The 13,053-nt window shown below is 62.0% G+C and carries 11 protein-coding genes; 7 read left to right on the top strand and 4 right to left on the bottom strand.

Translation table 11 applies throughout. From position 1 onward, the window contains the following. Positions 1-8: 8 nt before the first annotated feature. The 4 genes from ACIQT2_RS11950 to ACIQT2_RS11965 all read left to right on the top strand — a co-directional run bounded on the left by ACIQT2_RS11950 (position 9) and on the right by ACIQT2_RS11965 (position 3,416). Complete coding sequence (locus tag ACIQT2_RS11950) at positions 9-974, top strand: MaoC family dehydratase N-terminal domain-containing protein (protein WP_402946571.1); 966 nt, start codon at positions 9-11, stop codon at positions 972-974. Beyond that, entirely contained in the window at positions 971-2,251 is a 1,281-nt protein-coding gene (locus tag ACIQT2_RS11955) for a methylaspartate ammonia-lyase (protein ID WP_402946573.1), read from the top strand. Before ACIQT2_RS11950 ends, ACIQT2_RS11955 begins: the two co-directional genes overlap by 4 nt. Continuing rightward, the gene (locus ACIQT2_RS11960; RefSeq protein WP_402946575.1) at positions 2,248-3,075 is read left to right on the top strand and encodes an HpcH/HpaI aldolase/citrate lyase family protein; all 828 of its coding nucleotides are present in this window, start codon (positions 2,248-2,250) and stop codon (positions 3,073-3,075) included. The genes ACIQT2_RS11955 and ACIQT2_RS11960 overlap by 4 nt, the downstream gene beginning before the upstream one ends. 107 nt (positions 3,076-3,182) lie before the next feature. Then, a complete protein-coding gene (locus ACIQT2_RS11965) occupies positions 3,183-3,416 on the top strand; it encodes a hypothetical protein (protein ID WP_402946577.1) in 234 nt (77 codons plus the stop codon). A 78-nt stretch (positions 3,417-3,494) separates the two neighbouring features. Here ACIQT2_RS11965 and ACIQT2_RS11970 read toward each other — a convergent pair whose 3' ends face one another. From ACIQT2_RS11970 to ectB, 4 genes are all read right to left on the bottom strand, one after another. Then, complete coding sequence (locus tag ACIQT2_RS11970) at positions 3,495-4,259, bottom strand: FadR/GntR family transcriptional regulator (protein ID WP_402946579.1); 765 nt, start codon at positions 4,257-4,259, stop codon at positions 3,495-3,497. Positions 4,260-4,364: 105 nt separating this feature from the next. Next, entirely contained in the window at positions 4,365-5,690 is a 1,326-nt protein-coding gene (locus tag ACIQT2_RS11975; protein WP_402946581.1) for a M20/M25/M40 family metallo-hydrolase, read from the bottom strand. Between the two features lie 31 nt (positions 5,691-5,721). Next, entirely contained in the window at positions 5,722-6,999 is a 1,278-nt protein-coding gene (locus ACIQT2_RS11980) for a Glu/Leu/Phe/Val dehydrogenase (RefSeq protein ID WP_402946583.1), read from the bottom strand. 8 nt (positions 7,000-7,007) lie between these two features. Continuing rightward, on the bottom strand, positions 7,008-8,273 hold the full coding sequence (ectB, locus tag ACIQT2_RS11985) for a diaminobutyrate--2-oxoglutarate transaminase (protein WP_402946585.1): 1,266 nt from the start codon (positions 8,271-8,273) through the stop codon (positions 7,008-7,010). Positions 8,274-8,644: 371 nt separating this feature from the next. Here ectB and ACIQT2_RS11990 point away from each other — a divergent pair, with 371 nt between their 5' ends. From ACIQT2_RS11990 to ACIQT2_RS12000, 3 genes are all read left to right on the top strand, one after another. Further along, positions 8,645-9,853 carry a M24 family metallopeptidase gene (locus ACIQT2_RS11990; RefSeq protein ID WP_402946587.1) on the top strand — a complete coding sequence of 403 codons (1,209 nt, stop codon included), beginning with the start codon at positions 8,645-8,647 and terminating at the stop codon, positions 9,851-9,853. A gap of 181 nt (positions 9,854-10,034) precedes the next feature. Then, the gene (locus ACIQT2_RS11995) at positions 10,035-11,537 is read left to right on the top strand and encodes an MFS transporter (RefSeq protein WP_402946589.1); all 1,503 of its coding nucleotides are present in this window, start codon (positions 10,035-10,037) and stop codon (positions 11,535-11,537) included. A 405-nt stretch (positions 11,538-11,942) separates the two neighbouring features. Then, the gene (locus tag ACIQT2_RS12000) at positions 11,943-12,938 is read left to right on the top strand and encodes a D-2-hydroxyacid dehydrogenase (RefSeq protein ID WP_402946591.1); all 996 of its coding nucleotides are present in this window, start codon (positions 11,943-11,945) and stop codon (positions 12,936-12,938) included. The last annotated feature ends 115 nt before the right edge of the window (positions 12,939-13,053 follow it).

Here is a 13,053-nt window from a genome sequence, read left to right on the forward strand (position 1 = left end):
GGAGAGCCATGAAGTCCAGAGCACGTTACATCGACAACTCCGGTTCATCGATGAGTTCGGAGACGCCTATGGCTACGACATCAACCCAATCTGGATCAGTTGTGACCGGTGAGTGGATGCCAAGCATGGTGGAGCGCCGTGACACGGTGAGTGTCGCAGCAGCTACTGCTTTACATGACCTGTTGGACACCGGCGGGACGCCGCCACGGCTGGGGGACCGGCTGCCGATGCTGTGGCATTGGCTCGCGTTCCTGCCCCAGGCCCGTCAGTCCGATCTTGGCCCCGACGGCCACCCGGTCACCGGCTCGTTCCTGCCACCAACTGATGGCAGGCAGCGCATGTACGCCGGAGGACATGTCACCGTGACCAAGCCGCCACGGATCGGGGACCCGCTGACCCGGAAATCAACCGTAACCGACGTCCAGCACAAATCCGGCCGGTCCGGTGAGCTGATGTTCGTCACCGTTGAACACACCATCACCAGCCCCACCGGTGAACTCGGTGACCGCAATGACATCGTCTACAAGAGTCCGGCCCCGGCCCGAACCCCGACGAACGCGGGAACGTCCTCGCCGCGCCCCGCGGCCGATGAAACCGACACCGCTTGGGAATGGGACCGCTCCGTGGACATCGAACCAGCCTTGCTGTTCCGGTTTTCGGCCCTGACCTACAACGCCCACCGCATCCACTACGACCGTGACTACGCTGTCAACGCTGAAGGCTACCCCGGACTGGTTGTCCATGGGCCCCTGCAGGCCATCCTGCTCGCCGACGCCCTGACACTGGTCCTGCCCAATCACCGGCCCACCAGCTTCACCTTCCGCTCCACCGCACCTGCCTTCGACAACTGCCCTCTTGAGTTGCGCTACCGCAGCACCAACGAACCAGGCGTTGCCGAACTCGCAGCTTTCAGCAACGGCAAACAAACCATGACCGCCACGGCGGTCCTGACCCCGGAAACGCGACGGCCATGACCACACCACAGACACCACGCACCATCGTTGACGTCATCGCATCCCCAGGATTCGGCGGCTTCTTCTTTGACGACCAAGCAGCCATCAAAGCCGGCGCCCGTCGCGACGGAGCTGCCTACGACGGCACCACCCTCACGCCCGGCTACACCGCCGTGCGCGAACCAGCCGAGTCCGTCTCCATCCAGCTCGTCCTCGACGACGGTTACATCGCCAGCGGTGATTGCGCCAGCGTCCAGTACTCCGGCGTCGGCGGCCGCGAACCACGCTTCCATGCCACCGACCTCGCCGAAACCATCGAAACCCACCTCGGCCCGCTACTGCACGGCCTGGAAGTCACGTCCTTCCGGGCCGCCGCCGAAAAGGCAGAAGCCGCAATCAACAGCATCGAAGGACTCGGCCGCGCCGCAGCCTACGGCATTTCCCAGGCACTGCTCGACGCCGCAGCACACAGCGCTGGCCACCACATCATGGCTCGCGTTATTAAGGACGAATGGCAGCTGGCCGACGACCTCGCACCAGTGCCCGTCTACGCCCAAACCGGCGAAGACCGATACGACAACGTCGACAAAATGATCCTCAAACAAGTCCCAGTCATACCCCACGGACTCATCAACACCCCCGACCTCGTAGGCCCCGGCGGGCGGGTCCTCGCTGTTTATGTCTCGTGGATCAAAGACCGGGTTAAGCAGCTTTCATCTGCGCCCTCCTATCTTCCGGTGATTCATCTGGACGTTTACGGGATGGTCGGCGCCGAGTCCGGGGGAACGATCTATGGAACCGCCGACATCCTGCAGCGCCTCGAACGTGCTGCCGGGCCGCACCAACTGCGTATCGAACACCCCATCCACGCCGGTAACAGGGACGAACAAATCTGCATGATGTCTGCCCTGCGCAGCGAGCTGCGTTCCCGCGGATCCCGGGTGCAGCTCATCGCGGACGAATGGGCCAATACCGCAGAAGACATCCATGCTTTCGCCGTGGCCGGTGCCACAGACCTGATCCAGATTAAAACCCCGGACTTGGGCTCCATCCACCACACCGTGGACGCGATCCTGGACTGCCACGCCCACGGCATCGGACCGGTCCTTGGCGGAACCTGCGCCGAAACCGACCGTTCTGCCCGGACCACCACCCACATTGGCATCGCCACCGGCGTCACCCAAATGCTCGCCAAACCCGGCATGGGAGTGGACGAAGGCCTCATGATCGTCACTAACGAAATGAATCGAGCCCTGCGCCTGGACGCGCACTTCAAGGCCACGCGGGAGCAGCAATGAACACCCCTACCACCTACCTCTACGTCCCCGGCGACCGGCCCGAACGCCTTGCCAAAGCCTTCAACCGCGGCGCCGGAGCCATCATCGCCGACCTCGAAGATGCCGTGACCGAAGAGAACAAGGACCAGGCACTGGCATCCGTCATCGCCTGGCTGGATTCCCTCACCGGAACCCACATACCCGTCTGGGTCCGGGTGAACACCGGCCCACGAAGGGAACACGAACTCCGTTCCCTGGCAGGTCACCGCCACCTGACCGGGTTCTTCCTCCCCAAAGCCGACACCGCCACGGACGTCAACGACGCCCATGAACTCCTTCAAAGCCTGGGCCACCCAACCCCGCTGGCACCAATGATTGAATCAGCCACAGCCCTGGTCAACATCCACCAGATCGCCGCCGCTTCAGCCGTCTTCCAACTCCACATTGGTGAAATGGATCTCGCCGCCGACCTGGGACTTACCCCCGGATCAGATGAGTCCGAATTGCTCTGCGCCCGGTCCCTGCTCGTCATCGCCAGCAGACACGCCGGACTCGTCCGACCCGCCGGGCCGGTCAGCGCCGAGATCAACAACCAGGAAACCTTCCGCAACTCCACCGAACATCTCAAACGCATGGGTTACATCGGCCGGGACTGCATCCACCCTGTCCAAGTGACAATCACCGCCGAAGTGTTCGCTCCAACACCGGATGAAATCAACTGGGCCGCGGACATCCTCGCGGCCGCAGCCACCAACCACGGCGCCTACCGCGACTCAGCAGGAAACATGGTCGACGAAGCCATCCTTCGCCGCGCCCGCAACATCGCCGCTGCCACGGGGGCCTAGGCCCAGCACACCGTAAGCGCCGTGGACGCCTGCGTACACGGCGCTTACACATCCAAACTAAGTACGGGCTTCCTCCCGGACCCGGAAGTCCAGGAGGACATCGACAGATGCAGTTTCATGTGACGAACGAATGGCAGTCACTGCCGGGTTCGTATGTTGAGGTTTACCGGAACGGCGAGTTATACCGCTGTGGCATCGTCGAGGAAGCGATGCACGATGCCTCCGCTGTATGGCTCGCCGCCGATGAGCGGGGTGCACGGGAGTACATCGGAAAGGCCGACGGATACTACATCTGGACCGAGTTGTACCCGCGTTCTCCGATGACACCCTTTCATGGCTAGTTCCGAGTGAACGACCAAAACAGGCGTAAGAAAAGGGCCTCATCATCCCTAGGCCCAGAGGCAACCCACATGGTCGGTTCACCCAAAGAATGCGGCCCCAAACGGCCTGTCCAGGAAACGGTCATAGCGCGGATGCATTGCCTGCTCAAAGTGCTTTCGCATGGCATTGGCCGCTGCCTGCGCGTCTCCTCGTTTGAGGCTTCCCAAAATAGTCAGATGAGCCTGTGTCTCCCATGCCTCGGGAGATCCTTCCTCAACGGCAGCGGCCCCGGTCACGAGCGTAATCTGGCTCATGGGACCGAGGAGCAACGCCAGCACGGGTTGATGTGCAGCCATCAGGATCCCGGCGTGAAAAGCTGAGTGTGCGAGCTCGGCCTGGACCATATCGCCCTGTGCAACAGCAAGCCGGAGTGCCGTGTAGGCGGCATCGAGCCGTGCCCAGTCTTCCCCAGTGCCGTTCTTAGCCGCGGCTTCTGCCAGCAGCGTCTCAATGACACCGCGTGTTTGCAGGACTTCCCGCATGGAAAGACCCGACCGCGCCAGCAGGGCTACCATTGCCTCGCTGAACGGTTCGGCGCTTGGCTCGGTTACGATCGTCCCGCGACCTTGCCGGACATCGAGCAGACCCCGGGCCACGAGAGACCTCACCGCGTCACGAAGAACCGTCCTGCTGATCCCCAGGCTTCGGCACAGTTCCGGCTCGGGTGGAAGGACCGTTCCGGCCGCAAGGAAGCCACTAAGGATCTGCCTCTCCAGGGATTCAACGACCGGGCTGCTCTTCAGGGGCACTCCGGGATCTGAAGGGACATGGACGTTCACGCTCACGGGCTGGGAAGCACTCATGGTGGAGGCCTTTCACGGCGCAGTACTCTGCGGTGCACTGGATGCTTCTTAAAGGGAAAAGGTGAGGGCTTCTTGCGCGACAGGAAGCCCTCACCCGGAAACGAATTAGTAGCTGCGGATCAGGTCCGTGAGGACAGCCTGGCCGAAGACCAATGCGTCCAGGGGAACACGTTCGTCCGCTCCGTGGAACATCGCAGGGAAGTCATATCCCTTCGGAAGGAGCAAAGGAACAAACCCGAAGCCTCGAATGCCCATCTGGGCAAACATTGCATTGTCGGTACCGGCGGGCATCAGGTATGGGACAACCCTGGCGTCGGGCCGGAACCGTTCGATACTGGCTTTGATCGCCTCGATGATCTGACCATCGAAAGATGTTTCGACAGCGGCTACATCGTCCTCGATGACCACTTCCACCGCGGGGCCAGCCAGCTCCCGAATACGGTCCAGCACCTCGTTACGTTGCCCAGGCAGGACCCGGACATCGATCAAGGCTGTGGCCTCACTGGGAATAACGTTCTGCTTGTATCCACCTTCAACCATTGTCGGGTTTGCCACGTTCATCAGTCCCGGCACCACGAACGGCGCACAGGTGCCGGTAGCCTTGAAGACCTCGACAGGGTCCGTTTCGGGGTCGAGGCCTGTAATGTCCCGCAATTCGTCCAACAACTTTGAGGTGGTTGCCGTTAGCGTCACGGGCCACGGTTCCGCTCCAATCCTGACCAGGGCCTGGGCGAGTTCCAGTATTGCGTTTTCTTCGTTGAGCTGGGAGGCGTGACCGGCACGTCCACGGCTGTGCAGGCGCAACCAGAGGATGCCTTTCTCACCCGTTTGGACCATGAAGACCGGCCGGCCGTTGATATCGACCGAATAGCCGCCGACTTCGCTGATCGCTACATCGGCTCCGGTGAAAAGTTCAGGATGCGCCTCGACGAGCCACCTGGATCCGAAGTGCGAGTTGTCTTCCTCGTCGGCGAGGAAGGCCAGGATAATATCGCGATTGGGTACGAACCCTTCAGCGACCAGTTCGCGCACGGAAGCAAGAATCATTGCAACCATGTTCTTCATGTCGACGGCCCCGCGGCCCCAGATCATGCCGTCCTTGATAACGCCCCCGAATGGATCGACAGTCCATTCCGATGGGTCAGCCGGGACGACGTCCAAGTGACCATGTAGCAGGAGGGCTGGAAGGTCGGGGTTCGCTCCCTTCCAGCGCGCGATCACGTTGGTGCGCCCCGGTTGAAGTTCGTAGAATTCCGACTCTATTCCGGCTTCGGCCAGCAACGACGCGACGTATTCCGCGGCGGCTTTTTCCCCAACGGCTTTACCTGACCCGTAGTTGGTGGTGTCGATCTTGATCAGCTCGGAGGTCAGTCTGCAGACCTCCTCCTTGCCGGTAGCCCGCAGCACCGTAGGTTGCTGGGTCTGTGTCATAGTTTCTCCTTTCGGTGCAATGGGAAGGGAATCACGGGTAAAGGCCCCGAACGCGGTGGGCTTCGGCGACCCTGTCGACGGCAATGCAGGTTGCGGTTTCACGGAAGGTCCGGCCCGTCCTGCGGGCCTCGGCGCGTACCAGTTCCCACGCGCCTATCATGTGGCGGCGGAGCCGGGTTTCGACTTCCGATTCGGTCCACCAGTAGGCCTGGTTGCCTTGGACCCATTCGAAGTAACTCACTACAACGCCTCCGGCATTGGCCAGAATGTCCGGAACGATGGTGATTCCACGGTCCTGGAGGATCTTATCGGCCTCCGGTGTTGTGGGGCCGTTGGCGCCTTCGACGATGATTTTGGCCGATACTTGGTGGGCGTTGGCGCCGCTGAGCACCCCTTCCACGGCACAGGGAGCCAGGAGGTCGACCTTTAGTTCCAGTAGCTGGGCACCCTCGATCGCATCCGATTCTGGGAAGTCGACTACGCTGCCGGTCAGATCGACGTGGGTGGCGACGGCATCGATGTCGAGGCCTGCCGCGTTGTGAATGGCACCGTACTGGTCGGAAACGGCCACAACACGGACACCGGCCTCGGCAAGCAGGATAGCCGCACCGCGGCCGACCTTGCCGAAGCCCTGCACGGCCGCTGAGGCCTGGCCCGGGGTGATGCCCCTGTCCTCCAACGCGGCCAAGGCCACTTGGACCACCCCGAGTGAGGTGGCGATTGAACGACCGGGCGATCCGCCTATGGAGATCGGTTTTCCGGTCACAGCCCCGGGGACGGTGTATCCGCGGTCCACCGATATGGTGTCAACCATCCACGCCATTGTCTGTTCGTCGGTGCCGATGTCCGGGGCGGGGATGTCGCGTTCGGGACCGATGACGCCAACGAGTTCGCTGGTGTAACGACGCGTGACCCTCTCGAGTTCGGGAACACTGAGCTGTCGCGGATCTACGGCCACGCCGCCCTTGGCGCCGCCGTAGGGGATGTTCAACAGGGCGCACTTCCACGTCATCCACATGGCAAGTGCACGCACTTCGTCGAGGTTGACGTGCGGTGAAAAACGCACGCCCCCCTTCGCCGGCCCCCGGTCCAGGTTGTGCTGGACGCGGTGGCCGACGAAAACGGACACATGGCCGTCGTCATGCCTCAACGGTACGCTGACCGTGACTTCACGGCGGGGCTGGGCAAGCAGTGCCCGCACTCCGCTATCGAGGCCGAGGTAGTCACTGGCGACGCGTAGTTGTTCCTGCGCGGCTTCGAGGGGCGATGACGCCTCGAAGCCGCCGGTGGTGGCGGGTCGGCCAGCCATGGTCCGGGTCACTTCGAGTCAGCGCCGACCGCGGCGATGGACTCGCGCAAGATGCCAAGCCCTCGTTCGAGCTCGGAGTCCTCAATATTCAGGGCGATCAGGAACTTCAACACTTCGCCGTGAGCGCCGGAGGTCTCAATGATGAGGTTGCGCTTGAACGCCTCTGCCGCGACCCTGCCGGCCCACGTGAGGTCGTTGGCGGGGACGATGCCGCGCATGAAGCCGCGCCCGCGGGTCTTTAGCTCAAGTTCCGGGAATTCGGCGATGAAGCTCTCCAGGCCGGCCTGAAGGTTCTCGGACTTGCGGGCGATTTCCTTCTGGAAGGCATCGTCGGCCCAGAACAGTTCCAAGGCACGCGTGCCGGTGGCGAACGCGAGGTTGTTGCCGCGGAAGGTGCCGCTGTGCGCGGCCGGGGTCCACACGTCAATTTCCGGCTTCAGCAGCAGGATCGCCATCGGGAGTCCATACCCGGAGATCGACTTCGAGACGGTGATCAGGTCGGGATCGATGTCGGCTGCTTCGAACGCGAAGAACGTACCTGTGCGGCCAACGCCGGCCTGGATTTCGTCCAGGATCAGCAGGATGTCGTGCTGCTTGGTGATCTCACGCAGGCGCTGCAGGAACGGGACGCTTGCGGCGTTGATGCCACCTTCACCCTGGACCGGCTCAAGGATGACAGCTGCCGGCTTGTCCATGCCGCTGGAGGGATCGTTGAGCATCTTCTCAAAGAGGTCGAGCGGGTCAAGGCCATCGATGTAGCCGTCGTAAGGAAGTCGGGTGACGTTGGGCAGCGGAGCGCCGGCGGAGTCGCGGAACTTGATGTTGCCTGTTGCGGCCAGCGAGCCGACAGACACACCGTGGAAGGCATTGGTGAAGGCAACCACGTTGGCGCGTCCCTTGGCCAGGCGGGCAAGCTTCAGTGCGGCTTCGACGGCGTTGGTGCCGGTGGGTCCGGTGAACTGGATCTTGTGGTTCAGGCCACGGGGCTTGAGGATGTACCGCTCGAAGGCCTCCATGAACTCGCGCTTGGCGGTGGTGGCGAGGTCCAGCCCGTGGGTGATGTTGTCTGCTGCGATGTAGTCAAGCAGCACCTTTTTCAGTTCCGGGTGGTTGTGGCCGTAGTTCAGCACGCCCGCCCCTGCAAAGAAGTCGAGGTACTCGGTGCCGTCGGCAGCAACAATCGTCGTTCCGGAGGCCGAGGTCAGTTCGATGGGGAAGGAACGGATGTATCCGCGAACTTCGGATTCAAGCCGGTCGAAGATCTCAAGGGTCATTGGTGTCTCCATGCGTGTGTGCCGCTGACGACGGGGTCTGCGCGGCGGGTTATCAAGAACGGGGTGCGGCTGTCCTGACCGCTCTATGCCGGTGGGAGCCGGCCAGGCGGGCGGGGTTTCTTATGACCACCGCCACACATCTTTCATAATACATAAGATCTTTCATATGTCGACCCCCCACCCTTCCAGGCAGGGGCTCCGCAAGTCGCATCAAACAGAAATGCGTAAGAAAAGTCACCGTCACCCCTATGCGCCAACGGGGGGTCAAGGTAATATTCATCACATCTATTACCTATAGATCCCAGTCCGGGGCAGGTGATGGCCCGGGGCGCCAAGCCCCTTCTAATGTTCCTAATAAGTAAGGAAGCACCATGCCTTTCGATACCGACGAGTATCGCCTGCGGCGCGAACGCGCCGCAGCCATAGCCCGGGAGCAGGGATTCGCTGGCCTGTTGGTGGCCGACCCCGCGAACCTCTACTACCTCACCGGCTACAACGCCTGGTCGATGTATATGCCGCAGTTCCTGCTGATTGCCGCGGACGACGCATCCACTGTCTTCATCAGCCGTGAATGTGATGCCAACGGCGCACACCGGACCGCCGCGTTGGCCCGTGAAGAGATCGTCGGGTACCCCGAACACACCGTTCACCAGCGCGACATCCACCCGTGCCAGTGGGCTGCGCAATACCTGCGGGACACCGGGTGGGCTAAGAAGTTTGCCGGCGGCAGAGTTGCCATCGAGGGCGACGCGCACTTCTTCTCCGTTCGCTCCTACCTGGCACTGAAGGAGGGTCTTCCCGAGTGGGAGCTTGTTGAAGGCCACGGCATCGTGAACTGGCTGCGGCTGGTGAAGTCGGATGCTGAAATCGTCCTGATGCGCAAGGCCGGACATATCGTTACCAACGCCATGGCCGTTGCAACGGAGGCCATTTCTGCGGGCGTGCCTCAGCACGAAGTCGCCGCGGCCATCTCGCACGCCCAGATTGCCGGTGTCGACGGGATCGATGGCGACTACCCGGCCATCGTTCCAATGCTTCCCACCGGCGCAGGCGCCGATACCCCACACCTGACCTGGACGCCGCAGCCCTTTGTCGCCGGTGAAACCGTGACCATCGAGATCGCCGGCGCCCATCAGCGCTACCACGCGCCGTTGGCGAGGTCGGTCGCCGTCGGCAAGGTGCCCGCGGAGCTGGAGCGGCTCGCAGGACTCACCACCGAGGGCCTCAGCCTCGCCATCGACGCGGTCCGCCCGGGCCTCACAGCCGGGGAAGTAGCCGGCGTCTACTGGTCCTTCCTTGCAAAGCACAACCTCGCGAAGAACTCGCGACTCGGCTACTCCATCGGCATCGGCTATCCCCCGGACTGGGGTGAAGGCACTGTCAGCATCCGCCGCGAAGACACCACTGTGCTTCAGCCGAACATGACCTTCCACTTCATCGCCGGAATGTGGTTCGACGGCCTCGGTGTTGAATTCAGTGAATCCCTCCGCGTTGCTGAAAGCGGGGTAGAAGTCCTCACCCATGCGCCGCGTGAAATGATTCAGCGCCCCGCCGTGGAAAATCTGCTGGCACGCTCATGAAGCCCCGGCTGCCGGGCGCCGCGCGGTGTCCGGCAGCCCACGAAGACTACTACAGTGCTCCCCGCACATAGCCGCACGAACGAACGTCAATGACGACGGAAATCCCAGGCCGGATACCGGCTACCTCCAACAGTGCAAGGCTGGGCCGCCCTCGGGCCGGCCTGGCCGGAAGGAAGCTCCGATGAACACGAACCCAAACGTGAACGGTGCCCCACCACCCAACGCCCTGCCCCCTCGGACCCGCGAATCCGATATGTCCCCGCACGAGCGCCGCAGTGCACGCAAAGCTGTGGCCGGCTCGGCGCTGGGCAACGCGCTGGAGTGGTTCGACTACGGCGTTTACGGATACCTGACCCTCTATATCGGGTTCCACTTTTTCGAACCCTTCTCCGAAGACCCCACGTCCCAGCGGCTCTTCGCCTTGGCCGGCTTCGCCATTTCATTCCTGCTCCGCCCACTCGGCGGCATGGTGCTGGGATCCCTCGGCGACAGAATCGGCCGGAAGAAGGTGCTGCTGATCACCATCCTCATTATTTCGATATCAACAGCATGCATCGGCATCTTGCCTACCGCCCAGGACGTTGGGCTCCTCGCCCCGGTCCTCCTGTTCACCCTCAGGATCATCCAGGGCTTTTCCGCCGGGGGCGAGTACGCAGGTGCGGCCGTATTCATGTCCGAACACGCGCCCGATAACCGACGGGGCTTCTACGGCTCCTTCCTCGAATTCGGCACCTTGGCCGGCTTCTCCGCCGCCGCCATTTTGTGCACAAGTCTCACGCTCGCCGTCGGCGAGCAAGGAATGACGGACTTCTGGTGGCGCGTACCGTTCATGATCTGCCTGCCACTTGGCGCTTTGGGACTCTGGATGCGCCGGTCATTGAGCGAACCTGAAGCCTTCACTGAGCTTGAAAAGGCCGGCAAGACTGAAACACCGGTAAAGGCCCTGATGGATCTCGTCCGGTTCTATCCAGGCCAGTTGCTGAAGCTGACCGGCTTTGTCATCATGCTCAACGTCGCGTTCTACCTCGTCCTGACCTACATGCCGACCTACCTGTCCGACTCGCTGGGCCAGGACGAAGCTGGCGCGGGCCTGATGCTCGTCGGCATTCAAGTTCTCATGATGATCATCATTGCCCCCTTGGGCGCCCTCAGCGACAGGATCGGCAGGCGGCCAGTCCTTATCACCGCAGCGGTCGGATTCACCGTCCTGTCCATTCCGGCGACAATGCTCATGGGTCTGGGGAACGTTGCTCTGGAAGCCCTCGGCATCGGCATCCTCGGGCTGCTCCTGGTCACCCTGACGTCGAATATTTCAGCCACCCTCCCGGCATTGTTCCCGACCAATGTGCGGTACTCGGGCTTTGGGTTCGGTTACAACGTTGCCACATCAATTTTCGGCGCAACGGCCGGGCTTGCCGTCCAATGGCTCATCCAGCAAACCGGAATCACGATCATGCCGGGCATCTATCTCGCCGTGGCGGGCCTGATCGGGCTCATCGCCGTGTTGACCTTCAACGAAACTGCCGGGCGTTCGCTTCGAGGAACCCACATCCCGGGAACTGACGATGAGGCCCGCATCGCTGCCGGTGAACAGCTCATCGGACGCGTAAACCGTGCCGGCCGTGTTCCTGTTTACGATGGCGGGTCCCACGTACAGCAAGAGCGCCAAAACCAAGGAACGTGAGAAGACAAACGAAGTAAGAGCGTAACAAAGACCTTTCTTAGACTCGACGGGCGGGCCTCCCGATATCAGGAAGCCCCGCCCGACGAGGCTTCCCGGGCGGAGGCCCGGACCATTTGCCCGGCAAGTCACATCTGGAGACAGTACAGTGAGCGGACAACGACTCAGAGTCGCACCGGCAGTGCCGCTCTTTCATGATCCCCTGGCCACAGACGGACCTTGGACACAGGCAGCCCCGATGGACAAATCATCAACGGTCCGTGAACCTAGGGAGAGACGTCCACGTGCCGGGCAGGTTCCACGGGCGAAGCAGAAGCGCATCGAAGACGTCATCGCGGATATCGACCGGCTTGCCGCCTCACGCCTCGACCGGAGCACAACGGTGGGTGGGACGGAAAGCCACCCGATATGAGCAAAACCTACCGTCCCCACATCGTTATCTTGACCGCAGAACACCTGTCTCCGCCCAACATCCTTGATGACCTCAGCAAGCTTGCCCGTATTACCCTGACAGACTCAGCGAACCTCAGCGGGGTTCTGAAAGAGGCTGACGCCCTGCTCATCTGGGATTTTTTCTCGAACGCCTTGGAATGTGCATGGGCGGAACGCGGCGATCTCAGGTGGGTCCATGTCGCAGCAGCGGGGGTTGATGCCGTTCTGTTTGACGAACTACGGCACTCCGGCGTCACTGTCACCAACGCCCACGGCATCTTTGACAGTTCAATCGCCGAGTTCGTCCTTGCGTCCATCCTGGCACACGATAAGCAACTTCACCGCAGCAAATGGCTGCAGCAGCACAAGAAATGGGAGCACCGCGAGATAACCCGCACTGCAGGGACCACTGCCCTGGTGGTTGGGACAGGCGGAATCGGACGGGCGGTAGCACGGCTGCTCATGGCCGTTGGGATCAACGTCAGGGGTATCGGCCGCAGGACGCAGGACCTCGACCCGGATTTCGGAACCGTGTCCGCGAGTACGGAGCTGGGAGTTCATGCCTCTTGGGCAGACACGATCGTTCTTGCCGCTCCGCTGACATCCGCTACCGCCGGATTGGTCGGGAAAGACGTCCTCGACGCCATGAAACCTTCTGCGCACCTGATCAACGTCGGGCGCGGGGGGTTGATAGACGAGCTCGCCCTGATCGAGGCGTTGCAGAGCGGCGGGATCGGACACGCTTCGCTGGATGTTTTTGACGTGGAGCCCCTGGTTCCCGGTCATCCCTTCTGGCTTATGGAGAACGTGACAATTTCTGCCCACATGTCAGGCGATGTTGCGGGCTGGCGCGATGCTTTGGCAGAGCAATTCCTACAGAATGTCCGAGCCTTCAACGCAGGCCGGAGGATTCCGAATGAAATCGACAAGAACCTTGGCTATGTGCCTCAGGCGCCGGCCAGGGGCACATAGCAAAAAGCAAACGGCCGCCCGGGTGAGAACCTGGGCGGCCGTTCTGTCAACAACCGGGAGCTCACAGAATCGCCTCGGAAACCGTGCCGACAGACCCTGCCATTAACGGCACAAC

Origin of the sequence: Paenarthrobacter sp. NPDC090522, from assembly GCF_044769225.1 — a bacterium.
GTDB lineage: Bacteria > Actinomycetota > Actinomycetes > Actinomycetales > Micrococcaceae > Arthrobacter.